Origin of the sequence: Kitasatospora sp. NPDC057595, assembly GCF_042800875.1 — a bacterium.
In the GTDB taxonomy this organism is placed as follows: Bacteria; Actinomycetota; Actinomycetes; order Streptomycetales; family Streptomycetaceae; genus Kitasatospora.
This window is the reverse complement of record NZ_JBHVGL010000003.1, coordinates 166637-190710: the sequence shown is the minus strand read 5'-3', so window position 1 is coordinate 190710 and position 24074 is coordinate 166637. Positions and strand designations below refer to the sequence as shown.

Genomic DNA, 24074 nt, shown 5'->3' with positions numbered 1-24074 from the left:
CGCCCCGCCCACCCCCTTCGCCCGGCACCCTCGCCATCCCCGTTGCCACCCCGCTTAGGAGCAGCTGTGTTCGACACCGTGCGCGACGATCTCGCCGCCACCCTCGACGAGATCCGCGAGGCCGGCCTCTTCAAGCCGGAGCGGGTCATCGGCAGCCCGCAGAGCGCCGCCGTCACCGTCACCGCCGGCGGCGCCCCCGGCGAGGTGCTCAACTTCTGCGCCAACAACTACCTCGGCCTCGCCGACCACCCCGAGATCCTCGCCGCCGCCAAGGACGCCCTGGACCGCTGGGGCTACGGCATGGCCTCGGTCCGCTTCATCTGCGGCACCCAGGACGTGCACAAGGAGCTGGAGGAGCGGCTGTCCACGTTCCTCGGCCAGGAGGACACGATCCTCTACTCCTCCTGCTTCGACGCCAACGGCGGCGTCTTCGAGACCCTGCTCGACGAGCGCGACGCCGTCATCTCCGATGCCCTCAACCACGCGAGCATCATCGACGGCATCCGCCTGTGCAAGGCCCGCCGCCACCGTTACGCCAACCGCGACCTCGCCGACCTGGAGCAGCAGCTCAAGGAGAGCCAGGACGCCCGCCGCCGCCTGATCGTCACCGACGGCGTCTTCTCCATGGACGGCTACGTCGCCCCGCTGCGCGAGATCTGCGACCTCGCCGACCGCTACAACGCCATGGTCATGGTCGACGACTCGCACGCCGTCGGCTTCGTCGGCGCGCACGGGCGCGGCACGCCGGAGCTGCACGGCGTCATGGACCGCGTCGACATCATCACCGGCACGCTGGGCAAGGCGCTCGGCGGCGCCTCCGGCGGCTACGTCGCCGCGCGGCGCGAGATCGTCGCGCTGCTGCGCCAGCGCTCGCGTCCGTACCTGTTCTCCAACTCGCTGGCGCCGGTGATCGCCGCCGCCTCGCTGAAGGTGCTGGACCTCGTCGAGCAGTCCAACGAGCTGCGCGAGCGGCTGGCGGCCAACACGGCGCTGTTCCGCTCGAAGATGACCGAGGCGGGCTTCGAGATCCTGCCCGGCGACCACCCGATCGCCCCGGTGATGATCGGCGACGCCGCCAAGGCCGGCCGCCTCGCCGAACTGCTGCTGGAGCGCGGCGTCTACGTGATCGGCTTCTCCTACCCGGTCGTGCCGCACGGCCAGGCCCGGATCCGGGTGCAGCTCTCCGCCGCGCACACCACCGAGGACGTCGAGCGCGCCGTGGCCGCCTTCGTCGACGCGCGCGCCGCGCTGGGCGAGTAGCCACCCCCTGATCGCCCGTGGCGCGTCCGCTCGGAACCGGACGCGCCACGGGCTCAACGACCGCCGTGCGGCGGGGGCCGGACCGGCCCGCCCGCGTCGCACGGCACCCAAGACCATCTGCCCCACCCTCCCGCGAAACGGGAGTGGGAAGTCGGCCCGTCCGACTTTCCACTCCCGTTCCGCGGTTTCCGGAGCCGCCCGCCCCGCCGCTTCCCGTACACCGGTTCGTCACCCCCGCCCCAGGAGCCCCGCGGACGCTGGCAGAATTGGCCTGTGATCGACGCGAGACGGCTGCGGACCCTGCGAGCGGTGGCGGACCACCGGACGGTGACGGCCGCGGCGGCCGCGCTCTACCTCACCCCCTCCGCCGTCTCGCAGCAGCTCGCCGCGCTGGAACAGGAGACCGGCCATCACCTGCTGGCCCGCGAGGGCCGGGGCGTGCGGCTCACCGCCGCCGGGGAGATCCTGCTCGGCCACGCCGACGCGGTGCTCGCCCAGCTCGAACGCGCCGAGGCCGACCTCGCCGCCTACAGCGCGGGCGTGGCCGGCGAGGTCACCGTCGCCTCCTTCGCCACCGGCATCTCGCTCGTCCTCGCCCCGGCCATCGGCACCCTCGCCGCCCGCGCCCCCGGCGTCCGGCTCAAGGTGCTCGACGCCGAGGGCGACGCCAGCCTGCCGATGGTGCTCGACGGCCGCGCCGACCTCGCGGTGGCGGTCGAGTACCGGGGCGCCCCGCGCGCCGACGACGCCCGGCTCACCCGGGTCCCGCTCTACGCGGAACCGTTCGAGGCGGTGCTGCCGCTGGCCCACCCGCTGGCCGGCGGCGAGGGCCCGATCGCGGTGGCCGACCTCGCCGACGAGCCGTGGATCGGCCCCTACCCGGGCAACCCGTGCCACGACGTGGTGCTGCTGGCCTGCGAGCACGCCGGGTTCCAGCCGCGTCTGCTGCACTCCTCCGACGACTTCCGCGCCGTCGTCGCCCTCGCCTCGGCCGGTGCGGGGGTGGCGCTGGTGCCGCGTTCGGCGCTGCTCGGCGTCGACCTCGCCCGGGTCGCGGTGCGCCCGGTCGACAGCGCGCTCGCCACCCGCCGGGTCTTCGCCGCCGTGCGCGCCGGCGCCGACGGCCACCCGCTCATCCGCCCGGTCCTGGACGCGCTGGCCGACGCCGCGCCCGAGTCCGACCGGCGCTGACGGGGGAGGGGCGGCGGCCGGTGCCCGTGGCCGACCGGCGCTGACGTCGGTGCGGCGGTCGGCCGTCAGCCGGTGAAGAGCGGTTCGTAGGGCGAGTCCTCCGGGGTGAAGACCAGGACGTACTCCTCGTCGGTGCCGCGGCCGGTGCCCGTGGCGACCTCGCGGAGGCGGGCCAGGACCTCCCCCTCGGACGGGAGGACGAGCCCGAGCGCCGCCGCCGCGGCGTCCCGCGCGGCCGCGAGGTCGGGCAGGTCCGCGAGGTACTCGGCGGCCGCCTCGGCGCTCTCCGCCGCGGAGAAGGCCCGGCAGTCGCGCCACCAGGGCACGACCAGCAGCAGTCGCAGCAGCTCCGGCAGCCCGATCGCGAGCAGGCCTGCCCGGCCTTCCGAGTCGGCGTACAGGACCGGACGCTCCTCGCCGCCGTCGCCGCAGAAGAAGAACGTGCCCCCGGCGCCGTCCCCGGCGAACCCCTCCAGCGCAGCCCCCGAGGCGAGGTGGACCTCCTCGACGTGGTCGCCGCGGTCGAGGTCGAAGTCGCCCGGCCAGGCGAGGAAGTCGGCGGCCTCGGTGTGTTCGGTGATGGCGGTGATCAGTGAGGACATGCGGGCACCCTAACCATCGGGACCGACAGCGGACCGACGGCGGACCGGTGGCGGGCGCCCGGTCGGCGGGCGTGTCCGCCCTCTTGCCGGTGTCCGGTGCGAGCGTCAGCATGAGGGCACCGCTGTCATGTGCCGTTGGAGGGGGGATCCTGTCGATGGGTGGTGGGGATCCGGTGTGTCCGGAGTGCGGTGCGCCCCGCGTGCCGGGGCCGCCGCCGCGGCCGACGGCGGCCGGGCTGCCGCCGACCGGTGCGCTGACACCGCGCGAGCGCGCCGTACTGCACCTGCTGGGCCTCGGATACGACAACCGCTCGATAGCCTACGAACTCCATATCAGTGAACGCACCGTCAAACGGTTCGTCACCGCCATTCTGGCGAAACTGGGACTCCGGTCAAGACTGCAGGCCGGACTGCTCGCGCTGATTCTCGCGGAGTCCGCCCCCGGGCCGGCCGCCGGCTGCGATTCCTGGCCCAAAGGTCTCATGGACGGACCCCCGGAGGGCGGTGATGATGATCTGGAATCCGAGAAGGAGGGGACCATGACCTTCGACGCCCTCGCCGCCCTCCGGCAGGCGGGCAACCCGGTCGACCTGCTGACCCTGGAGCAGCGGGACGTGCTGTCCCGGCTCACCGAGGACGAGGTGGCCGTCCTCAATTCCGTGAAACAACGGCTGGACGCCGTTTCGGACGCCGAGGTGGAAGGGCATTCCTTCGTCATCAAGTTGGCGTGAGATGGCGGTGGGATTCGGGATTCTCGGCCCGCTCCGCGTGCTGGAGAACGGCCGCGAACTCGATGCGGGATCCCGGAAACAACAGATTCTCCTGGCGGCACTGCTGTCCCACGCGAATACCCGGATTTCGGCCGACGCACTCGTCGAGGCCCTCTGGGACGACGCGCCGCCGCGCACCGCCCGCAAGAACCTCCAGGTGTACGTCTCGGGGCTGCGCCGGCTGCTCGGCGCGGAACCGGGAGCCGCCCCGGAGCCGGGGAGCGGCCCGGGGCCGGCCGTGCCGGTCCTCCGGATCAGCCACCAGGCCGGCGGCTACGTCCTGCACACCACCGAGGACGGCCTCGACGCCCTGTGCTTCGAGCGGCGCGCCCGGGCCGGGGCGCTCGCCGAGGCACTGGGCCTGTGGCGCGGCCCGGCCCTGGACGGGTTCCGCGACGTCCCGCTGATCGACGCCGCCGGGCAGCGCCTGGACCGCCGCTTCCTCGGGGTGTTCGAGGACTGGCTGGACGCCGAACTCGCCGCCGGCCGTGGGGTGGAGGCGATCGAGCGGGTCACCGAGACCGCCCAGCGCCACCCGCTGCGCGAGCGGCTGCGGATGCTGCAGATGACCGCGCTGTGCCAGGCCGGCCGGCGCTCCGAGGCGCTCGCCGTCTACGACGAGCTGCGCCAACTGCTCGCCCATGAGCTCGGCCTGCCGCCCAGCCCGGCGCTGGCCCGCTGCTACCGCGCGCTGCTCTGCGACCCGGGCCCGGTCCTGCCGCGCCCCGCCGCCGTCGGCCCCACGGGCCCGACGGCCCCCACGACCCCCGCCGGCCCGGCCGACCCGGGCCCGCCGCCGCACCTGCTGCCCACCGACCCGCCCGCGTTCACCGGCCGCACGGCCGCCGTGCACCGGCTGAGCGAGGTGCTCACCGGCGGCGCCGGCCGGCTCGCCGTGCTGACCGGGCCGCTCGGCGCCGGGAAGACCGCGCTCGCCGTGCACACCGCGCACCGGCTCGGCGAGCAGTTCCCGGACGGCCGGCTGTTCGTGCGGCTGCGCGGGGAGGACGGCCGCCCGCGCCCGCCGGAGGACGTGCTGCGCCGACTGCTGGCCGCCGCCGTGCCCGCTCGGCGGGGCGGAGCTCCGCCCGGCCCGGCGGCCCGGTCCGATCCGCGCTGGGCCTGGCAGCTGTGGCTGACCGGCCGGCGTGTCCTGGTGGTCGTCGACGACGCCCGGCGCGAGTCGGAGGTCCGGCCGCTGCTGCCGGAGGCCGGGCAGAGCGCGGTGGTGGTCACCGCCCGGCCCGGGCTGATCGGTCTGGAGGGCGCCCACCGGTTCTGGCTGCCGCCGTTCGCGGTGGAGGAGGCGGTGGACTTCCTCGGGCGGACGATCGGCGCGGACCGGGTCGACGCGGACCGCGACTCCGCCGCTCGGATCGTGCGCGCCGCCGGGCTGCTGCCGCTCGGGGTGCGGCTGGTCGCCGACCGCCTGGCCTTCCTGCGGCACGTGCCGCTGCACGAGTACGGCACCCGGCTGACCGGCGGTCGCGCCCTGCTGGACGAGCTGTGCGGGGCGGACCCGCTGGTGCGGGTGCGGCTGGCCGGGTCGGTGGGGGAGTTGCCGCGCGACGGGCACCGGGCGGTGCTGCGGCTCGGGCTGCTCACCCGCCCGGTGTTCACGCTCGACGAGGCCGCGGCGGTGCTGGACTGCGACCCGGGGACGGCGGCGCGGACCCTGGAGGACCTCCTGGAGGCCGGCCAGCTCACCGTCGCCGGCGCGGACGGCCCGGCGGACGGCCGCACGGGCGCCGTGCGGTTCGCGATGCCGGCGCTGCTCTACGCCTACGCCCGGGAGCGGGCCGCCCGCGCCGCCGAACGGGTGCCGGTGCGGCACCGCTGAACGGCTGCTGACCAACCGTCATACCGAAATCGAACCGCCGGCCAACCGCCGCCATACCGGTCCTCCCTACGGTGTCCCCGGGCCGGCGTAGCGGACGCCGCACAGCAGAGGGAGGACAGCATGTCCGACTCCATCAACCCGGAGCCGACCGAGGCCGAGGACGAGGACGTCGACGTCGTCGCGCACGGCATCGAGGAGGAGGACGGCCTCGTCGAGGACGTCTGCATCATCAACAACAGCTCGGCGCTCTGACGCGGTCCGTACGGACGAGGCGTCCTGACGCCTGAGCGGGCCGTCCGGCCCCCGGCCCGAGCCGCCGGCGGCCGGGTGGCCCGCTCGCCGCGCCGGCCACGTTCGCCCGGCACGGCCCGTCGCCCGACCCGCCCCGGAGGTCCCGTGAACATCCTGCTCTGCCCGCTCAGCGACGGCGGCTACCTCTACCCGGCGCTCGCCGCCGGGCGCGAACTGCAACGCCGCGGCCACCGGGTCTCCGTGCTCGGGCGCGCCGCCGCCGCACCGTTCGCGGCCGAGGCCGGCCTGCCGTTCGCGGCGGCGGAGGAGTTCGGCGGCGAGCGGGCCTTCGACGCGGCCCGCTGGGGCGTCACCGGACTCGGGCAGTACCGGGCCACCGTACGCGCCGCCCGGCAGGTCCACGCGGACCTGCTGGTCACCTCGGTGCTGTGCAACGGCGCGCTGCTCGCCGCCGAGGCGCTGGACCTCCCGGTGGTGGTGATCGGGCTCTCGATCCACCTGTGGACCTACCGCTCCGGCGGCGCCGGCGAGCCGCAGTACGGCCGCACCCGGGAGAACCGGACCCGCGAGACCCTGGCCCTGTACACCGCCACCCGCGAGCAGGCCGGTCTCGCCGGCCGCCCGGCCCGCCGCACGGCGCTCGACGACTCCCCGCTCCTCGGTGACGCCCTGCTGCTCCGCGGGCTGCCCGAACTCGAACACCCGGGCGCCGAGTTGCCGCCCCGGGTGCACCACGTCGGCCCGCTCGCCTGGGAGCCCGCCGCCGACCCGGCCGAACTCGCCGGCCTGGACGACGCGTTGGCCCGCACCGGCAAGCCCCTCGTCTACGTCCACCTCGGCCGCTTCTTCGGCGGCGGCTCCCCGTGGCCCCGCCTCAACGCCACCTTCACCGGCGGCCGTTACCAGGCCGTGGTGGAACAGGGCCGCACCGGGGACCCGCGGCCCGCACCAGGGGCCGACGTGCTGCTCGTCCGCAAGCCCTGGCTGGGGCCGCTGGTCGACCGCGCCGGCCTGGTGCTGACCGCCGGCACCTCCGCCCCCGTGCTCGGCGCCCTGCTGCGCGGGCGCCCGCTCGGCGTCACGCCCAACGGCTCCGAGCAGCCGGTGCTCGCCGGCGCCCTGCTGCGCGAAGGCGCCGCCGTCCACCTGCCGCGCGCACCGCGACCGGACCCGGCCGGACTGCTCGACGCGGCCTGGCAGGACCGGAGCCTGCGCGCCCGCGCCCGCAGCCTCGGCCACCGCCTCGCCGAGGCCGAGACCGGCAGCGCCCGGCGCGCCGCCGAACTCGTCGAGCAGACTGCCCGGCAGCCCGCAACCTCAAGGGAGAACCATGGGTACTCGACCAGCCGGCCCGGACCTCGCGGCCGTCGCGAGCCTCTCGGCGGGAGCGCGGAGCTGGATCGGTCGGCACTGCGGATATCTTGACGAGCCGTCGGGAAAGCGCGAGCTGCCGGTGACCCCCCGGGTCAAGGCGCTGCTCCAACTCGCCCTGCTGCACCGGGCCTGGGCGAAGGCCGATCCGGCGGACCCGGAGTCGGCCGGGGTCGCCGCGACCGTCGACCGGGTCTGGCGCGACCCCGGCCACCCGCCCCTGCTCACCGCCGACCCCCGCTACGCCCGGCAGTTCCAGCTGATGTACGGCGCGCTCGCCCCGGCCGGCCCCGCCGCCGACGGCCCGCACCGTGCAGCCCTCGCCGAGGCGGTGGCGGGCGACTTCCTGACGCCGCGCCGCAAGTCGCCCTATCTGCGCCTGGAGACCCGCTACTACGCCGAACTCGCCGCCGTTCCGCACCGCCTGGGCGACTACCCGGAGCTCTACCGGATCAGCCGGCTGGCCGCCCACACCGACGAGCGGCCGCTCGCCGACCTGGACGTGTGCAACGTGACCCACACCGTCTTCCACCTCGCCGACTTCGGCTTCCGCGACCCGGGCCTGGGTGCCGCCGACCTCGCGCACGCTCGCGACCGGGTCGTCCGCCTCACCGAGCGGTGCGTGCGGCGCGGCGAGTGGGACCTCACCGGCAAGCTGGTGCTCGCCCAGTACTGCCTGGGCCTCGACCCGCTGGGCACCCCGTCCGGGGCGGCCGGGCTGCGCATGCTCGCCGAGGTCCAGGCTCCCGACGGCGCCGTCCCCGGCCGCTCCGCCGCCGATCGGGCGCCCGCCGGTGCGAGCCCCGTCGCGTACTTCCGCGCGTCCTACCAGTCCACCCTGGTGGTGGCGCTGGCGACAGTGGTGCTGCTGCACCGCAGGCGGGCCGTACCGGCGCTGGGAGGTGCCCGGTGAGCCCGGCGACGACCGTCGCCGAAGGCGGTGCCCGGCTCCTCCGGGGCGAGCGAAACTGGTGGTTCCTCGGCCCCGGCGGCGGCCTCGCCCGGCTGCGCCCCGGCCAGTTGGCCGCCGACGGCACCCTGCGCCCCGGCACCGAACGCCGGCTGCGCGAACACGGCCTGCTGACCGCCCCGGCCCCGCGCAGCTACGCGCTGACCGTGCTCACCAGCACCCACTGCAACCTCGGCTGCGGCTACTGCTTCCAGAACACCGGCCAGGACGGCGACGGCGGCAGCCGCCCGCCCCGGATCGCCCGCAAACGCCTGACCTCGCGCACCATCACCGACATCCTCGACTTCGCCGACCGGCGGATGGCCGCCGCCGGCCTGGCGAAGCTTCGCATCCTGCTGTTCGGCGGCGAGCCGCTGCTCAACCCGCGCGGTTGCCTGGAGCTGCTGGAGCGGGCCGCCGGCCACGGCCTCGCCTCCGCCTGGATGATCTCCAACGCCACCCTGCTCACCCCCGCGCTCGCCGCCGGGCTCGGCGAGCGCGGACTGCGCTCCGTCCAGGTCACCTTCGACGGCGACCGCCCCGACCACGACCGGATCCGGATCCGGCGCACCGAGGGCGGCGGGACCTTCGACACCATCGTCGGCAACCTCGCCCGGGCGTCCGAGGCCTCCCCGCTGCGCTGGCTGCTGCGGGTCAACGTCTCCCGGGAGACCCACCGGGGCGTGGACGCGCTGATCGACCGGCTCGCCGTCGCGCTCGACCCGGCCCGCTGCACCCTGTACTTCGCCCAGGTCGGCGACGTCGGCGTCGGCTACGGCAACGACCTGCGGCACACCCGCGACCTGTCCGACCGGTTCACCCGCTGGCAGCGCCGGGCGCTCGACCTCGGCTTCACCGTCAGCCGTCCGCAGGCCCACCGGCCGTGCGCCACCTGCGGCCACGGCGACGGCCGCTACGGCGCCGTGGTGAGCGCCGACGGCACGCTGGCCAGCTGCTGGGAGACGGCGGGCAAGCCGGACTGGGAGGTCGGCACCGTCACCGGCGGCTACCTGCCCGCCGCCCACACCCGGGACCGCTGGGTCGCCTGCGAGGACCTCTACCGGCGCGAGGAGGACCGGCGCACCCTCGCCGACTTCCACGACACGGTGGACGCCGCGCTGCTCGACTACCTGGACGAGACGGGGCGCCTGTGACCACGGCATCCGGCCTCGACGTCCGCGGCGACCTGCGGCGGCTGTCCGCCGGCACGCTCGGCTGGCTCGGCCGTCACCTCGACCACTTCGACCCGTTCGCGACCCGCCGCCCGGCGTTCGAACGCGGCTCCGGCGCGTCCGGCGGCGCGCACCGCCCGGCCAAGGCCGCGCTGGAGCTCGCCCTGCTCACCCACTGCTGGAGCCGGATCGACGACGGCGCCGATCCGCGCCGCACCGAGGCCACCGACCGGGTCCGGGCGATCTGGCACCACCCCGGCTTCCCGCGCCTGCTGGCCGCCGACCCGCGCGCCGCCGCCCAGTACCGGCTCGCCTGCGCCGCCCTCGCCCCGGCCGGGACGGACGACGCGCCCTGCCGGGCCGAACTCGCCCGGCTCACCCCGGCCGACCTCTCCCCGGCCGGGCGCTCGCCGTACCAGCGGCTGGAACTGCGCTACTACGCCGACAAGGCCGGGGTGGCGCACACCGTGGAGCCGTACGCGGACCTCGCCGAGCGCAACGTCCTCGTCGAGCTCCCCGCCACCGCCCTGGCCCGCGCGGCGCGCCGCGACCGCCGGGACGCGCGAGGCGCCGCGAGCCGCCCCGAGGAGCCGCCCGTCACCGTCCCCGAGGCGTACGCGCTCACCCACTCCAGCTTCTACCTCAGCGACTTCGCCCGCACCGGCCCCGGCCTGCCCGAGGGCGCGGTGGCCGACGCGGCCGCCCTGGTCGCCCGACTGCTGGACCACTGCGTGCGGCACGACTGGTGGGACCTCGCCGCCGAACTCGTGATGACCCGGGTCTGCCTCGGCCTGGACGCCCCCGGCACCCCCGAGGGCGCCGCCGCCGTCGGCTGCCTGGCCCGCGCCCAGCGCCCCGACGGCTCCGTCCCCGGACGCTCCGCCGCCACCCGGGCGAGCGCCGCCGACCCGCCCGCCGGCTACTTCGCCAAGGCCTACCACACCACCCTGGTGACCGCCCTGATGACGCTGCTGCTCGGAGCGGAGGGCGCCGCATGACCACCCTCGCCCGGCTCCGGCCGACCCTGATCAGCCCCACCTACACCCGCCTCTGGTTCGGCCAGGCCGTCTCCTCGGTCGGCGACGCGGTGTTCAGCACCACGCTCGTCCTGTGGGTGGCCACCGTGCTGGCCGAGGGCAGGTCCTGGGGCCCGCAGGCGGTCAGTGGCGTCGTCCTCGCGACCAGCGCGGCCGTGATGTTCGTCGGCCCCCTCGCGGGCGTCTTCGTCGACCGCTGGGACAAGCGCGCCACCATGCTCGGCACCGAGGTGCTGCGCGGCGTCCTGGTGGCGGTGCTGACCGCCGTCTCCTTCGTACCGGCCGAGGACCTGCCGGCCGGCGTCTGGCTCGCCCTCGTCTACGCCACCGTGCTGGCCCTCAACGCGGCGAGCCAGTTCTTCACCCCCGCCCGGTTCGCGGTCATCGCCGACCTGGTCACCGACGAGGCCGACCGCGCCCGGGCGGCCGGCCTGGCCCAGGCGACCGGGCAGACCGCCTGGATCATCGGTCCGCCGCTCGCCGCGCCGCTGCTGTTCACGGTCGGCCTGCAGTGGGCGCTGCTGTTCAACGCGCTCTCCTACCTGGTGTCCTACCTCGCCATCCGCGGGGCGGACCTGACGCCCGTCGGGTCGGCCGCCGCCACCGCGAAGCAGCGCGCACAGGCGGCCGAACGGCGCGGCCTGTTCCAGGACTTCACCGCCGGACTGCGCTTCTTCGCCCGCAACCGCTTCCTGGTCGCGCTGCTGCTGCTCACCGTGATCGGCCAGCTCGGCACCGGGGCGCTCAGCACCCTCAACGTCTTCTTCGCCACCCGCAACCTGCACGCCTCCGCCGAGCTGTACGGCTACCTGGGCATGGCGATGGGCATCGGCGGGATCGCCGGCGCGCTCGCCGCCGGCCGCGTCGTGCAGTGGATCGGCGCGCGGCGCACCACCTGGATCGGGCTGATGGCCAGCGGCGTCCTGCTGGTGCTGTACTCGCGGCAGACCGCGTTCCCGGGCGCGGTGGCGCTGCTGTTCGTCTTCATCGTGCCGATCACCATGCTGAACACCGCCATGGCGCCGCTGCTGCTGGCCGCCACCCCGCAGGAGTTCCGGGGCCGGGTGGTCGCCGTGTTCTACCCGGTCACCAGGCTGGCGGCGATGCTGACGGCGGTGCTCTCCGGCTGGCTCGTCGGCAGCGGGCTGCGGGGCTTCTCCGGTTCGCTGGCCGGGCTGAGGTTCGGGCCGATCGACACCGTCTTCGCGGTGGCCGGGCTGCTCGTGGTGCTCGCAGGCGTCTACGCGCGGCTCGCGCTGCCGGCCCCGGCCCCGGCCCCGGCGCCGGCTGCGAAGCCCGCCGCGGACACGGCCGAGCCGGCCGAACCGGCCGAACCGACGCTGGAGGGCCGGCCGTGAGCTGCGCCGCGTGCGGACGCCGCACCGCCGAGGCGGACCGGTTCTGCGCCGGCTGCGGCGCACCCCTCGCGGCCGCCGCCGAACCGCCGCCCGAGCCGCGCGAGTCCCGCCGCAAGGTGTCCATGCTCTTCCTCGACATCGTCGGCTCCACCACGCTCGCCGAACGCCTGGACCCCGAACCGTTGCGCCGCGTCATGGACCGCTACTTCGCCAGCTGCGGCGCCTGCATCGCCGAACACGGCGGCGTGGTCGAGAAGTTCATCGGGGACGCGATCCTCGCCGCGTTCGGCGCCACCGTCGCGCACGAGGACGACGCGCTGCGCGCCGTGCGCGCCGCCACCGACGCGCTCGCCGCGCTGGCCGCACTGACCGCCGAACTCGCCGCCGAGTACCAGGTACGGCTGGAGGCCCGGGCCGGCATCTGCACCGGCAACGTCGTGGTGATCACCCGGCCCGGAGACGACTTCCGGGTCGTCGGCGACTCCGTCAACACCGCCGCCCGGCTCCAGACGGCCGCCCGGCCGGGCGAGGTGCTGGTCTGCGCGGACACCGCCGCCATGGTGCGCGCGCGGGTCGGCACCGAACCCGTCGAACCGCTGGAGCTGAAGGGCAAGTCCCGCCCGGTGCCCGCCTGGCGGATCACCGCCCCCGAGGCGGCGGCCGACCGGCCGGGCCCGCTCACCCCGTTCATCGGCCGCACCGGGGAGCTGGCACGGCTCGCCGACGGCTACCGGCGGGCCCGCGAGGGGCGGCGGGTCTGCCTCGCCACCGTCGTCGGCGCACCCGGCATCGGCAAGTCGCGGCTGGTCCGCGAGTTCCTGGCCGGACTGCCGGACGGCGAGGCCGTGGTGCTGTCCGGCCGCTGCTCCGCCTACGGCCGGGGCATCACCTACCGGCCGCTCGCCGAGATGCTCGGCTCGCTGCCCGGCGGCCGGCCCGCCCTGGACCGCCTGCTGGCGGGGGAGGACGGCGGGCAGGACGGCAACCAGGACGGCGAGGGCGCCCGGACCCGGCGGCTGGTCGCCCGTACCCTGGCCACCGTCGCCGAGTCGGCCCCCGTCCTCGCCGCCGTCCCCGTCCTCGCCGTCACGTCCGCCGCTGCTCCCGCTCCGGCCCCCGAGCCGGTCGGCGTCGCGGACATCGCCTGGGCCGTGCGCCACCTCCTCGCGCTGCTCGGCCGCCACCGCCCGGTGGTCCTGGTCTGGGAGGACCTGCACTGGGCCGAGTCGACCCTGCTCGACCTCGTCGAGGAGATCGCCGGCCGGCTGCGCGACGTCCCCGTGCTGCTGCTCTGCCTCGCCCGCCCCGAGCTGTTCGAGCTGCGCCCGGGCTGGTCCGCCGGTACGCCGTGCGCCCTCACCGTCGACCTCGGGCCGATGACGGGGGAGCAGACCGCCGCCCTGGTCGGCGGCCTGGCCCTGCGCGGCGACGTCCACGCCCAGGAGGACCGCGTCCACGACCACCGGGAGCTGACCGGCCGGGTCATCGCGCTGTGCGACGGCAACCCGCTCTTCGCCGAGCAGCTGATGGACGTCCTCGCCGAGACCGCCCCCGGCACCCAGGTGCCGCCCACCGTGCAAGCCCTGCTCGGCGCCCGGCTCGACCGGCTCCCCGCCACCGAACGCGGCCTGCTGGAGCTCGCCGCCGTCGTCGGGCGCGAATTCACCCGCACCCAGCTGCGCGCGATGGCCGAGGCCGACGGAACCGCCCCGCCCGCCGCCGACGCGGCGACCGCCCGGCTCGCCCGCCGCCGGGTCTTCGAACCCGGACCGGCCGGCACCTACCGCTTCGCCCAGGCCCTGCTGCGCGACACCGCCTACGAGTTCACCCCGAAGACCCGCCGCGAGCGCTGGCACGACTTCCTCGCCGACCGGCTCTCCCACGAGCGTCCGCCCGACCCGCTGGCCGTCGCCTACCACGTCGAGGCCACCAGCCTGCTGCGCCGCCAACTGCGCCCCGGCGACCCGCGGCCGCCCGCCCTGGCCGGTCCGGCGGCCGGCACCCTGATCGCCGAGGGCATGCGGGCGCTGGCCCGCAAGGACCTCCCCGCCGCCGTCCAACTCCTGGAACGCGGAAGGGCGTTGCTGCCCGCCGGCGATCCGGCGCACACCGCCCTGGCGCTGCACGTCTGCGACGCCGGGATCTGGCTGCAGGACGAGGCCCGCTGCCGCGCCGCGCTCGCCGCCGCCGAGGCCGCGCTGCCCGAGGACCCGCGCGCCGCGGCCACCCGGGCGATCCAGCACGGCATCGTCGCCCTGCGGCTGGGCCTCGCCGCACCCGCCGACGTCGCCGCCGACGCGCGGCGCCTCACCGAGCGGCTGGAGCGCGACCCGGGCGACGACCTCAGCTGGTGCCGGCTGCACCAGCTGCACGCCCACCTCGAACTCGCCGCCGAGCGCACCGCCTCCGCCGAGCGCTCCTTCCGCCTCGCGCTGGCCCGCGCCCGGGCCCTGGCCGACGGCTACGAGGAGGACCGGCTGCTGTGCGCGGTCTGCGAGTTGACGCAGTGGACGCCCACCCCGGTGGCCGCCGCGCTGGAGCTGTGCGCACTGCTCGGCCGGCGCTTCGCCACCAACCGCTCGCTGCTGATCCCGGTGCTCGTCGCCCGCGCCCACCTGGAGGCCCTGGGCGGCGACGTGACGGGCGCACGGCGCACCCTCGCCGAGGCGCTCGGCTACTCCCACGACGTGCACGCCGACCTCGCGGACGCGGTGCTGCTGGACGCCGCGGGTTTCGTCGAGTCGCTGGCCGGCGCCCATGACGTCGCCGAGGCCCGCTACCGGCAGAGCCTCGGCGTGCTGCGCGCCGCCGAGCACACCCCGGACACCCGGACCACCGAGGTCGCCATCGCCCGCGAGCTGTTCGCCCAGGGCCGTACGGACGCCGCCGCCGCGGCCCTGGACCTGATCGACCCGGCCCCGGACTTGACCGGCGGCGCGGACGGTGGCGCGACCGACGGCGCGGACGGCGGCAACCCGCGCGCCCGGCTGGGCGCCGTCGCCCTGCGCGGCCGGATCGCCTGCGCCCGGGGCCACCACCCCGAGGCGCTGGCCGCGGCCGAGGCGGCGCGGGCGCTGAGCGCGGGCTCCGACGACCCCTGCCTGATCGGGGAGACCCTCCTCGACCGGGCGATCGTGCTCCGGGCGGCCGGCCGGGCCGGGCGGGCTACGGCGGAAGGGACCGAGGCGTTGCGGATGTTCGAGGCCAAGGGCGCCACCCTGCCCGCCGGACGGGTCCGGGCCTGGCTCGCCGCCGGGGCGGCCGGCCCGGTGCGGCGGACGGACGGGGGCGACGGCCGATGACCGCCCTCCACCTGCCGCCCTGGCGCCGCCCCGCCCGCGACCACTTCCCGGGTGTGCCCGCCTGGAGCCTGCCCGTCTCGACCGTGCCGCAGGAGCCCTTCGACGTCAGCCCGCTCGGCGGCCGGATCACCCGGGAGTGGGCCTGGGGCGGCGCGGACGGATCCGGGGTGCGGGTCTGCGTCCTCGACAGCGGCATCGACGCCGCGCACCCGCTGGTCGGCGGCCTGGAGCGGGCGATGGACGTGGTCCGGGCCGAGGACGGCACCCTGGCCGTCGTCGCCACCGAGCCCGCCGACACCGCCGGCCACGGCACCGCCTGCGCCGGCGTCATCCGCTCCATCGCCCCCGGTGTCGCGCTCACCTCGGTGCGCGTCCTGTCCGGCGGCCGACACGGCAGCGGCGCCGCCCTGCTCGCCGGGCTGACCTGGGCGATCGAGGAGGGCTACGACGTCATCAACCTGAGCCTGTCCACCACCAAGGCCGAGTTCTGCGGCGCCCTGCGCGACCTCGCCGACTCCGCCTACTTCCGCCGCTGCGTCATCGTCGCCTCCGCGCACAACATGCCGGTGCGCAGCTACCCGTGGCCGTTCGCCTCGGTCATCTCGGTGGCCAGCCACGACAGCCCCAACCCGATGACCTACTACTACAACCCGTCACCGCCGGTGGAGTTCTACGCCCGCGGCGTGCGCGTCCCGGTGGCCGGCCCCGGTGGCCGGCAGCTGCTCAGCACCGGGAACAGCTTCGCGACGCCGCACATCGCGGGCATCTGCGCGCTCATTCTCGGCAAGCACCGCGCGCTCACCCCCTTCCAGCTCAAGTCCGTCCTCTACCTGGCCGCCGAGAACGTAGCCGTACCCGATGGAGGTGCGCGTGTCGACTGACCCGTTGGAGAGTGCCGAGACCCACCGGCGCAGACTGCTCCAGTCGATCGTGGAGGTCGCGCGCAGCGTGTTCGGCGCCGCCGCGGCCTCCGTCCTGCTGGTGGACGAGAGCGACGGCGACCTCGTCTTCGCGGCGGTCGCGGGGGAGGGCGAGCACCATCTGCTGGGCAGCCGCTTCCCGGCCGGCACCGGCATCGCCGGCTGGGCGCTGATGACGGGCCAGCCGGTGATGGTGGACGACGTGGCGCAGAGCCCGCAGTTCGCCCGCTCGGCCGCCGAGTCCACCGGCTACGTGCCGCGCGGCATCATGGCGGCGCCGCTGATCTGCGACGGCGACTGCGTCGGCGTGCTGTCGGTGCTGGACCGCGACAGCCGGCCTCGCTGTGACCTCGGCGACATGGCCTCGCTCGGGCTGCTGGCCACCGAGATGGCGACGGTGCTGGAACTCCTGTCGGCACCCGGCTCGGCCGCGGGCCCGGCCGTCCCGGCGCCGGTGACCGCGAAGCCGCCGGCCTTCGACCTGGCGGTGCTGCAGCGCGTCGCCGACCGTCTGCCGACCGCTCCCGACCAGGTGGCCGCGACCGTCGTCAAGCTGCTGGCGATGGCCGACGACCTGCTCGCCACCTCCGACGCCGATGCCTGAAGCTTCCCCCTTCCTCGCCCAACTCGACGACCCGGGCCGGGTGTTCGACGTGAGCCCGGCGCCGGAGCGGTGCGTGCTGCTGCTCAGCCGCGCCTGTGACACCGACCTCGACCCGGTCGAGCGGCTGCTCATCGGCGCCGGGATCCGCACCGTCCGCCTGAACGCCGAGGAGCTCGCCGCCACCTCGCTGACGGTCGGGCCCGACGACCGCGCGGTGCGCCTGAACGGGCGCCCGCTGACACCCACCGTCACCTGGATCCGCCACTTCGCCGCGTCCGCGCTGGCGGCCGGCGACGACCGCGCTCCCGACTCCGCCCGCACCGCCTTCCTGCGCGACTCCTGGCGGGCGGCCGCCGGGCAGCTGGCGGAACTCTCCGGCACGGCGATCCGCCCCGAGCGCCCCGGCGTGCTCTCCCAGCTCCGGCTCGCCCGGCGGCACGGCGTCGCCGCCCCGCGCACCGTGCTGACCACCGATCCGCACCTGGTCGGCGACGCCTTCGACGGGCCGCGGGTGGTGGTCAAGGCGGTCCACCAGCACTTCGTCGAGCCGGTGCCGGGCCGCCTGCACGGCGTCTTCCCCACCGTCCTGGAGCGGGCGGACCTCGCCGCCGGTCGCGGGGACGGCCCGCGCCCCGGACCGCCGGTGCTGGTCCAGGAGTACGTCGAGCACCAGGCAGAGCTGCGGGTGTACTTCGTCGCCGGGCGGCTGTACGCCTTCGAACTCGGCAAGGCGGACCCCGCCGACCCGTGGACCGCCCCGGAGCGGCTCGACGTCCGTCTCCTGCCGTCGCCCCCGGCGCGGGTCGCCGCCGCGACCCGCACCCTGGCCGCGGCGATGGAGCTGCGGTACGGGGCCTTCGACTTCCTGCTCAGCGCCGGCACTCCGGTCTTCCTGGAGGTGAACCCCGACGGCGACTGGCGCTGGGCCGAGCGCCGCACCCGCGGCACCCCGGTCACGGCCGCCCTCGCCGCGATGCTCGCCGCACTCCACCGCACGGCGGCCCGGGGCGCACCCGGTCACCGGGCGTAGCGCCCGTCACGGACCGTAGTGCCCGTCACGGGCCGTAGTGCCCGTCACCGGTCGTAGCGTCCGCCACGGGCCGTAGCGTGCCGCCGATGGCGGGTGTGGACGGCGGCCGACGGGGTAGCCGCGCGCGGGAACGCAGCCGAGGACCGGAGAGGAACGACCCGCCGTGGGAACGCCGCCGAACGACCCCGTGCCGCCCAGCCCCACCCCGCCCCCAGGACCGGGACCGGCGCCCGGCCCCGGACCGCTGCCCGGGCCGGTGCCCGGCCCCGGCGGGCCGGATCCCGTGCCGCCCGGCCCGCCGCCGGTGCTGCCCGATCCGCCGCCCCCGCCCGCACCCCGCCCGGTGCCGGGACCGCACCCGGGACCGCTGCCCGGCCCCGGACCGGCGCCCGCACCGGTCACCCGGGCGGCCATTCGGCGCAGCCCGCCGCCGCGGGCCCGTCCCCGGCCGCCTACCGTGGGCTGGTGACCGATCGTCCGACCGGCTCTCCGCGGACCCCGCGCCACCTGGACTACCTCGGGGCCGCCGCCGCCTTCGCCGTCTGCATGGCGGGCACCACCCTGCCCACCCCGCTCTACGGCCTCTACCAGGAGGAGATCGGCTTCTCCGAACTGATGGTCACGGTCGTGTTCGCCATCTACGCCTTCGGTGTCATCGGCGTCCTGCTGCTCGTCGGCAACGTCTCCGACTCCGTCGGCCGCCGCCCCGTGCTGCTCTGCGGGCTGACCTGCGCGGCGGGCAGCGCCGTCGCCTTCCTCGCCGAGGGCGGCCTGCCGATGCTCTGCCTGGGCCGGCTGCTCTCCGGACTGTCGGCCGGCCTGTTCACCGGCACCGCCACCGCCTACGTCCTGGAACTCGCCCCGCCCGGCCGCCGGGCCCGGGCCGCGTTCGCCGCCACCGCCGCCAACATGGGCGGCCTCGGCTGCGGACCCCTGCTGTCGGGCGTGCTCGCCGAGTACGCGCCGCACCCGCTGATCCTGCCGTTCGCCGTGCACCTGGTGCTGCTCGCCGCCTCGTTCGCGGTCCTCCGCTCCCTGCCGGAGACCGTCGCGGGCGCCCGGCCGCTGCGCACCGCCCGCCCGCGCCGGCCGTCGCTGCCGCCGGAGGTCCGCGGTGTCTTCGTGCCGGCCGGCCTCGCCGCCTTCGCGGGTTTCTCGCTGCTGGGTGTCTTCACCTCGGTCAGCCCCGCCTTCCTCGCGCAGGGCCTGGGCGTCCACAACCACGCGGCCACCGGCCTGATCGTCTTCCTGGCGTTCTTCGGCTCCACGCTCGGCCAGCTCCTGGTGCCGAAGCTGGGCACCGCCCGGGCCATCCCGCTGGGCTGCCTGGTGCTCATCGCGGGGCTCGCCCTGCTGGCCTCGTCGCTCGCCTGGACCCTGCTGGCGCCGTTGGTCCTCGCCGCCCTGGTGGGCGGCGCCGGCCAGGGCATGGGCCTGCGCGGCGCGGTCGGCGAGATCGCCGCCGCCGCCCCCGCCGAACACCGCGGCGGCGCGCTCTCGGCGCTCTTCGTCGTCGCCTACTTCGGCATCTCGATCCCCGTCATCGGCGTCGGCCTGCTGGCCCAGCCCCTCGGGCTGTCGGACGCGGGCCTGGTCTTCGCCGCGTGCATGGCCGTGCTGGCCGCCGCCTCCGGCCTCTACCTGCTGCGCCGGGCCGGGCTGTCGACCGCCTGAGCCGGGGATCGCGGCCGACCGGTGTCCGGATTCGGGCTGGGTCGAAGGGCTTTGCCCGCCCGGTTCGCGTGCGGTGAGACTTCTCCTCGGCAGGCCAACAGCAGGCCGTTCGGAGAAGTGACTTGAGGAGAGTGTCCGTCATGAGCATCGCGCGTTCCCTCGTTCCCCGCGCCGGCGTCGCGCTGGGCGCCGTCCTGATGGCGACCGGGCTGCTGGGCGCTCCCGCCCAGGCGGCCGACGGCGCCCCCGCCTCCGCCCCCGCCGCTGCCGTCACGGTCGCCGCGGCTCCCGCTTCCGACGCCAACCAGACGGTCATCCAGGCCACCGCCGGCCTGACCCGAGGCCAGAGCTGGTCCTCGCCCGACGGCAGCACCGTCCTGTACCAGCAGTACGACGGGCACGTCGTCCTCTACAAGAACGGCGTCGCGATCTGGACCGCCGTGGGCACCTACGGGCTCGGCACCTACTTCTACGTCCAGGCCGACGGCAACCTCACCGCCTACGACGCCGCGTGGCGCCCGCTCTGGGAGAGCCGCACCGGCCGCCACCCCGGCGCCTACCTGGCCATCCAGAACGGCGGCAACCTGGTCGTCTACTACGGCAGCACCCCCCTCTGGTGGTCCAACTACCACCCCGGCGGCACCGGCCCGATCGACCCCGACCCCGAGTGCACCCCGACGACCCACCAGCTCTGCCCCTGATCCCTCCTCGGGGCCGGTCGCGGACCCGGCGGTCCGCGACCGGCCCGGTCCGCGACCGGCCCGGGCCGGTCCGGCCCCGTTCGGTTTTGTTCGGGCGGTGCATAGGGTGGGGGCGACACCGGCTCACGCACCTGTGGAGATCTGATGAGTTCGACCGCTGTTCCCGACGCCCCACTGCCCGTCGGGGTGATCGGGCTCGGTGACATCGCGCAGAAGGCCTACCTGCCGGTCCTCGGCGCGCTGCCCGGCCTGGACCTGCGGCTGATGACCCGGGACGCCGCCAAGCTGGACCGGCTCGGCGAGGCGTACCGGATCGCCCCGGAGCAGCGGTTCACCGACCTCGGCCGACTGATCGACAGCGGCATCCGGGCCGCCTTCGTGCACGCGGCGACCGACCAGCACGTGCCGATCGTCGAGCAGCTGCTCACCGCCGGCGTCGACGTCTACGTGGACAAGCCGCTCGACCACACCCTCGACGGCGCCCGCCGCCTGGTCGACCTCGCCGACCGCACCGGCCGCTCCCTGGCGGTCGGCTTCAACCGCCGCCACGCCCCCGGCTACGCCCAGGCCCTCGAACGCCCGCGCGACCTCATCGTGCTCCGGAAGAACCGCGAGGGCCTGCCCGAGGCCGCCCGCACCCTGGTCTACGACGACTTCATCCACGTCGTCGACACCCTGCGCTTCCTGGCCCCCGGCGAGATCGAGCACGTGGACGTCCGCGCCCGGGTGCGTGACGGCCTGGTCGAGCACGTCGTCCTCACCCTCGCCGGCGACGGCTTCACGGCCCTGGGCCTGATGAACCGCCTCTCCGGATCGACGGAGGAGATCCTGGAGGTCTCCGGCGCCGACTCCAAGCGCGAGGTCCACAACCTCGCCGAGGTGATCGACCACCGCGGCCAGCCCACCGTCCGCCGCCGCGGCGACTGGGTCCCGGTCGCCCGCCAGCGCGGCATCGAGCAGGTCGTCCTCGCCTTCCTCGCCGCCGTCCGCACCGGCCGCACCCTCGACGCCCACGACGCCCTGCGCACCCACGAACTCTGCGAACTGATCGTGGAGCGCATCGAGAGCGTCAAGAGCCTCTGACGTCACATCAGCGCATGGAATCCCCCGCCGTGTGAACCGGGACGGGGGACTCGACCGGGACATCCTGGTGGACTCCACCGTGGTGCGGGCGCGTCAGCACGCCGCTGGGGCCCGCACCACGGCACCGCCTGCGGTAAAGGGGGGTGTGGGCGGCGGAGATCCGCGGGCAGAGCCGCTCGGCCATATGCATAAAGACTTCATATAAATCGACTATGCTTCAGCCATGGGCCGTCAAGACGCCGCGCGTGGCGCTACCACCGACATCGGGTCAGTCCTCTACGGACTGGCCACCAGGGCTGTGAGACGCCTTCCCCGCGACATGAGCCTCACCTCCGCCGCCACCCTGGCGACCCTGGACAGGACCGGCCCACGGCGCATCACCGATCTGGCCGCGATCGAAGGCGTCACCCAGCCCGCGATGACCGTCCTGGTCCGGGTGATGGAGGAGTCCGGGCTGGTCGAGCGGAGACGCGACACGTCCGACAAGCGGGTCACGCTGGTGTTCCTGACCGAGGCCGGCGCGTCCTACGTCCGGGCGCGGCGCCAGACGGGTGTCGATGCGTTCGCAGGACTGATCGGCAGCCTCACCGACGACGAGGTCGAGGCCCTGGCGGCCGCTCTTCCGGCGCTGCTGCATCTGGCGGCGCTCGACGACCAGGATCGAGAAGGGCCGAAACAATGACGTGGCGATCCTCGACGAGGTGGCCGGTCGGCGGGACCGCCGGAACCCCGGGGCGCTCCGAAGCGCGGCGGCTGGTCCCCTCCCTGATGTTCATAGCCCTGGTCGTGGCAGCGGTCGGCAGCCTCGGAACGCCTCTCATCACCAGCGTGGCGACCACCTTCCACGTCTCACTCGACAGCGCGCAGTGGACGCTGACCATCACGCTGCTGACCGGCGCCGTCGCCACACCCGTCCTCGGCCGGCTCGGGGCCGGCCCGCACCGACGTGCCACGATTCTCGTCACGCTGGCGGTCGTCGTCGTCGGCAGTGCGCTCACGGTGCTGCCACTGCCGTTCGCGTGGCTGCTCGTCGGGCGGGCGGCTCAAGGCGTCGGGCTCGGTCTGACAGCGCTGATGATGGGCGTGGCGCGGGACCATCTCCCGGAGGAGCGCAGCGCGGCCACGATCGCTCTGCTCTCGGTGGTCTCGATCATCGGGGCCGGAATCGGCTACCCGCTTGCCGCGCTGCTCACCGAGGTCGGCGGGGTGCGCGCCGCCTACGGCCTCGGTCTGGTCGTCACCACGATCGCGTTCCTGGCCGCGCGGCGCTCCATGCCGATGGCTCCCGAGGGCCGCTCCGCCCCGGTGGGTGCGGCGGGGGCGCTGCTCCTGGCGGCCGGACTGTTCCTCGTCCTGTTCCTCGCGAGCCAGACGAGTCTGTGGAGCCGGCACCTCGTCGTGGCGGTGCTCCTCGCCGTCGTCGCCGTGCTCCTGCTCTGCGTCTGGACCGCCTCGGAGCTGCGTAGCGAGACGCCCTTGGTCGACGTCCGGGCGGTTCGGCACCCGGTGGTCGCCGGGGCGAACATCGCCACGTTCGTCGGCGGGATCGGCATGTACCTCCTCCTCACGCTCATCACCCGGTACGCGCAGACGCCGGACAGCGCCGGCTACGGCTTTGGGCTGACCACCTTCGTCGCCGGGCTGGTCCTCGTCCCGTTCTCCGCGCTGGGGTTCGTCGCCGGCAAGCTCACGCCTCGGGTCCGGGCGCGGATCGACGCGCCCCTGCTCCTGGCCGGCAGCGCCGTCGTCGTAGGTGGCGGGTTCGTTCTCTTCGCGACGGCCCGGTCGAACCCGGCCGAGCTGTTCGTGGCCATGGGCGTGCTGGGTTTTGGCGTCGGCGGCTTCTCGGCCGCTCTGCCCGGCGTCATCCTGGCCGTCACCCCCAGGAGTGAGACGTCGAGCGCCATGAGCTTCAACTACGTCGTCCGCAGCGTCGGATACTCCCTGGGCAGCGCCATGGGCGGCCTGATCCTGTCCGCCGGCACCGACGCCGGCCATCCCTTCCCGAAGGACGGCGCCTACACCACGGCGGCGGTGGTCGGCATCGCCGCGATGGCGGTCACGACCACGGCCTGCCTCGCTCTCGCCCGCCTACGCCCGCCCGGGGCCGTCCTGACCGCGGCCTCGCCCGGCGCCGTTCGGACGCCCTCCGGATGACCGCCGTCGCCGGGGCCGTCGGCCCGGGCCGGGGTGGAACTGCTTCTCGGGTCAGGCCGACGGGCGGGCGCGGGGATGGAAGCGGGTGGCGGCGGCGACCGTCAGCGCCCCCGCGAACGCGAGCGCGAAGGATGCCGCCCACGGCGCGGTGGCGGGTGCGGACGGGGGCGTGCCCGCGATGCTGTCGACCTTGCCGAGCGGGTCGACCGTGACGGTCACCGGCTGCTCGGTCAGCGGCAGTTCGTCCTTGTCGGCGGAGAAGGACTCCTCCCCGCCGCCCGGCAGCCGCACCACGTACCGGTAGGACGCGGAGGCGCCGAGTTCCGGGTCGCCCGGATCCTCCTCGTGGCGCACCACCGCCGCCGCCACCGCCGTGCCCCGCTCGTGCAGGGCCTGCTGCTCAGCGCGGCCGAGCGACAGGGCGGCGAAGGCCCCGCCGCCGAGCAGCAGGGCCACCAGGCCGGCCCTGGCCAGCGGCCCGGTGCGGTGCTCGCGGCAGACCGCCTGCGTCCACTGCCACGGGACGAGCAGCAGCACGGGGTAGCCGAGGATCGCCGCGATGTAGAGCAACCCCGGTGGGAACCAGGGGAAGTGGCGGTCGCGGCTGGACAGCAGCCAGGCGAGCGCGACGACCGCCAGCAGGTAGGCGAGGGTGACGGTGGTGAACCGCACCGGGAACGACCGTCGGTAGAGCCTTCCGAACTTCGCGGTACCGGTCATGGATTCCCCTCGTTCCACTCGCCCCGGACCACCTTCCTAACCCAAACGGACCCTTCCGGTGGGCACGTTCGCCGACAGGGG

Annotated in this window: 21 protein-coding genes; 19 read left to right on the top strand and 2 right to left on the bottom strand. The window is 75.5% G+C overall.

The genetic code is table 11. The annotated features are described in order from the left end of the window. Positions 1–66 precede the first annotated feature (66 nt). Positions 67–1260, top strand: coding sequence for a glycine C-acetyltransferase (locus ACFU9E_RS07085; protein ID WP_380688719.1), 1194 nt, complete (start codon positions 67–69; stop codon positions 1258–1260). Positions 1261–1533: 273 nt separating this feature from the next. Beyond that, positions 1534–2451: a LysR family transcriptional regulator gene (locus tag ACFU9E_RS07080; RefSeq protein WP_380683108.1), complete on the top strand. Its 918-nt coding sequence runs from the start codon at positions 1534–1536 to the stop codon at positions 2449–2451. A 65-nt stretch (positions 2452–2516) separates the two neighbouring features. Here ACFU9E_RS07080 and ACFU9E_RS07075 read toward each other — a convergent pair whose 3' ends face one another. Beyond that, entirely contained in the window at positions 2517–3053 is a 537-nt protein-coding gene (locus ACFU9E_RS07075; RefSeq protein ID WP_380683109.1) for a hypothetical protein, read from the bottom strand. 200 nt (positions 3054–3253) lie between these two features. Between ACFU9E_RS07075 and ACFU9E_RS07070 the strand changes: the two genes are divergently transcribed. The 17 genes from ACFU9E_RS07070 (at position 3254) to ACFU9E_RS06990 (ending at position 23273) form a co-directional block, all read left to right on the top strand. Beyond that, positions 3254–3784, top strand: a complete 531-nt coding sequence (locus ACFU9E_RS07070) for a helix-turn-helix transcriptional regulator (RefSeq protein ID WP_380683110.1) — start codon at positions 3254–3256, stop codon at positions 3782–3784. Between the two features lies 1 nt (position 3785). Then, positions 3786–5663, top strand: a complete 1878-nt coding sequence (locus ACFU9E_RS07065) for a BTAD domain-containing putative transcriptional regulator (RefSeq protein WP_380683111.1) — start codon at positions 3786–3788, stop codon at positions 5661–5663. A gap of 120 nt (positions 5664–5783) precedes the next feature. Then, positions 5784–5915, top strand: coding sequence for a hypothetical protein (locus ACFU9E_RS07060; RefSeq protein WP_355374817.1), 132 nt, complete (start codon positions 5784–5786; stop codon positions 5913–5915). A 144-nt stretch (positions 5916–6059) separates the two neighbouring features. Then, complete coding sequence (locus ACFU9E_RS07055) at positions 6060–7340, top strand: glycosyltransferase (RefSeq protein ID WP_380683112.1); 1281 nt, start codon at positions 6060–6062, stop codon at positions 7338–7340. Next, positions 7246–8199 (top strand): DUF6895 family protein, encoded by a 954-nt coding sequence (locus tag ACFU9E_RS07050; RefSeq protein WP_380683113.1) that lies wholly within the window; start codon positions 7246–7248, stop codon positions 8197–8199. The genes ACFU9E_RS07055 and ACFU9E_RS07050 overlap by 95 nt, the downstream gene beginning before the upstream one ends. Next, positions 8196–9389, top strand: a complete 1194-nt coding sequence (locus ACFU9E_RS07045) for a radical SAM protein (protein ID WP_380683114.1) — start codon at positions 8196–8198, stop codon at positions 9387–9389. The genes ACFU9E_RS07050 and ACFU9E_RS07045 overlap by 4 nt, the downstream gene beginning before the upstream one ends. After that, positions 9386–10405, top strand: a complete 1020-nt coding sequence (locus ACFU9E_RS07040) for a DUF6895 family protein (protein WP_380683115.1) — start codon at positions 9386–9388, stop codon at positions 10403–10405. The genes ACFU9E_RS07045 and ACFU9E_RS07040 overlap by 4 nt, the downstream gene beginning before the upstream one ends. Continuing rightward, positions 10402–11802: an MFS transporter gene (locus ACFU9E_RS07035; protein ID WP_380683117.1), complete on the top strand. Its 1401-nt coding sequence runs from the start codon at positions 10402–10404 to the stop codon at positions 11800–11802. The genes ACFU9E_RS07040 and ACFU9E_RS07035 overlap by 4 nt, the downstream gene beginning before the upstream one ends. Further along, positions 11799–15104, top strand: coding sequence for an AAA family ATPase (locus ACFU9E_RS07030; RefSeq protein WP_380683118.1), 3306 nt, complete (start codon positions 11799–11801; stop codon positions 15102–15104). Before ACFU9E_RS07035 ends, ACFU9E_RS07030 begins: the two co-directional genes overlap by 4 nt. After that, positions 15101–15985 (top strand): S8 family serine peptidase, encoded by an 885-nt coding sequence (locus ACFU9E_RS07025; protein ID WP_380683119.1) that lies wholly within the window; start codon positions 15101–15103, stop codon positions 15983–15985. The genes ACFU9E_RS07030 and ACFU9E_RS07025 overlap by 4 nt, the downstream gene beginning before the upstream one ends. Further along, positions 15975–16628: a GAF domain-containing protein gene (locus ACFU9E_RS07020; RefSeq protein ID WP_380683120.1), complete on the top strand. Its 654-nt coding sequence runs from the start codon at positions 15975–15977 to the stop codon at positions 16626–16628. The genes ACFU9E_RS07025 and ACFU9E_RS07020 overlap by 11 nt, the downstream gene beginning before the upstream one ends. Continuing rightward, on the top strand, positions 16621–17658 hold the full coding sequence (locus ACFU9E_RS07015; protein ID WP_380683121.1) for a hypothetical protein: 1038 nt from the start codon (positions 16621–16623) through the stop codon (positions 17656–17658). The genes ACFU9E_RS07020 and ACFU9E_RS07015 overlap by 8 nt, the downstream gene beginning before the upstream one ends. Before the next feature lie 465 nt (positions 17659–18123). Then, positions 18124–19332 carry an MFS transporter gene (locus ACFU9E_RS07010; protein WP_380683123.1) on the top strand — a complete coding sequence of 403 codons (1209 nt, stop codon included), beginning with the start codon at positions 18124–18126 and terminating at the stop codon, positions 19330–19332. Between the two features lie 140 nt (positions 19333–19472). Beyond that, complete coding sequence (locus tag ACFU9E_RS07005) at positions 19473–20033, top strand: hypothetical protein (protein ID WP_380683124.1); 561 nt, start codon at positions 19473–19475, stop codon at positions 20031–20033. Positions 20034–20207: 174 nt separating this feature from the next. Then, complete coding sequence (locus ACFU9E_RS07000) at positions 20208–21116, top strand: Gfo/Idh/MocA family protein (RefSeq protein WP_380689197.1); 909 nt, start codon at positions 20208–20210, stop codon at positions 21114–21116. 319 nt (positions 21117–21435) lie between these two features. Then, positions 21436–21798, top strand: a complete 363-nt coding sequence (locus ACFU9E_RS06995) for a MarR family winged helix-turn-helix transcriptional regulator (RefSeq protein WP_380689191.1) — start codon at positions 21436–21438, stop codon at positions 21796–21798. Beyond that, positions 21795–23273, top strand: a complete 1479-nt coding sequence (locus tag ACFU9E_RS06990) for an MFS transporter (protein WP_380689193.1) — start codon at positions 21795–21797, stop codon at positions 23271–23273. The genes ACFU9E_RS06995 and ACFU9E_RS06990 overlap by 4 nt, the downstream gene beginning before the upstream one ends. Positions 23274–23324: 51 nt before the next feature. On the opposite strand, the gene ACFU9E_RS06985 is transcribed toward ACFU9E_RS06990, so the two are convergent. Continuing rightward, on the bottom strand, positions 23325–23993 hold the full coding sequence (locus ACFU9E_RS06985) for a hypothetical protein (protein ID WP_380689195.1): 669 nt from the start codon (positions 23991–23993) through the stop codon (positions 23325–23327). Positions 23994–24074: the final 81 nt, after the last annotated feature.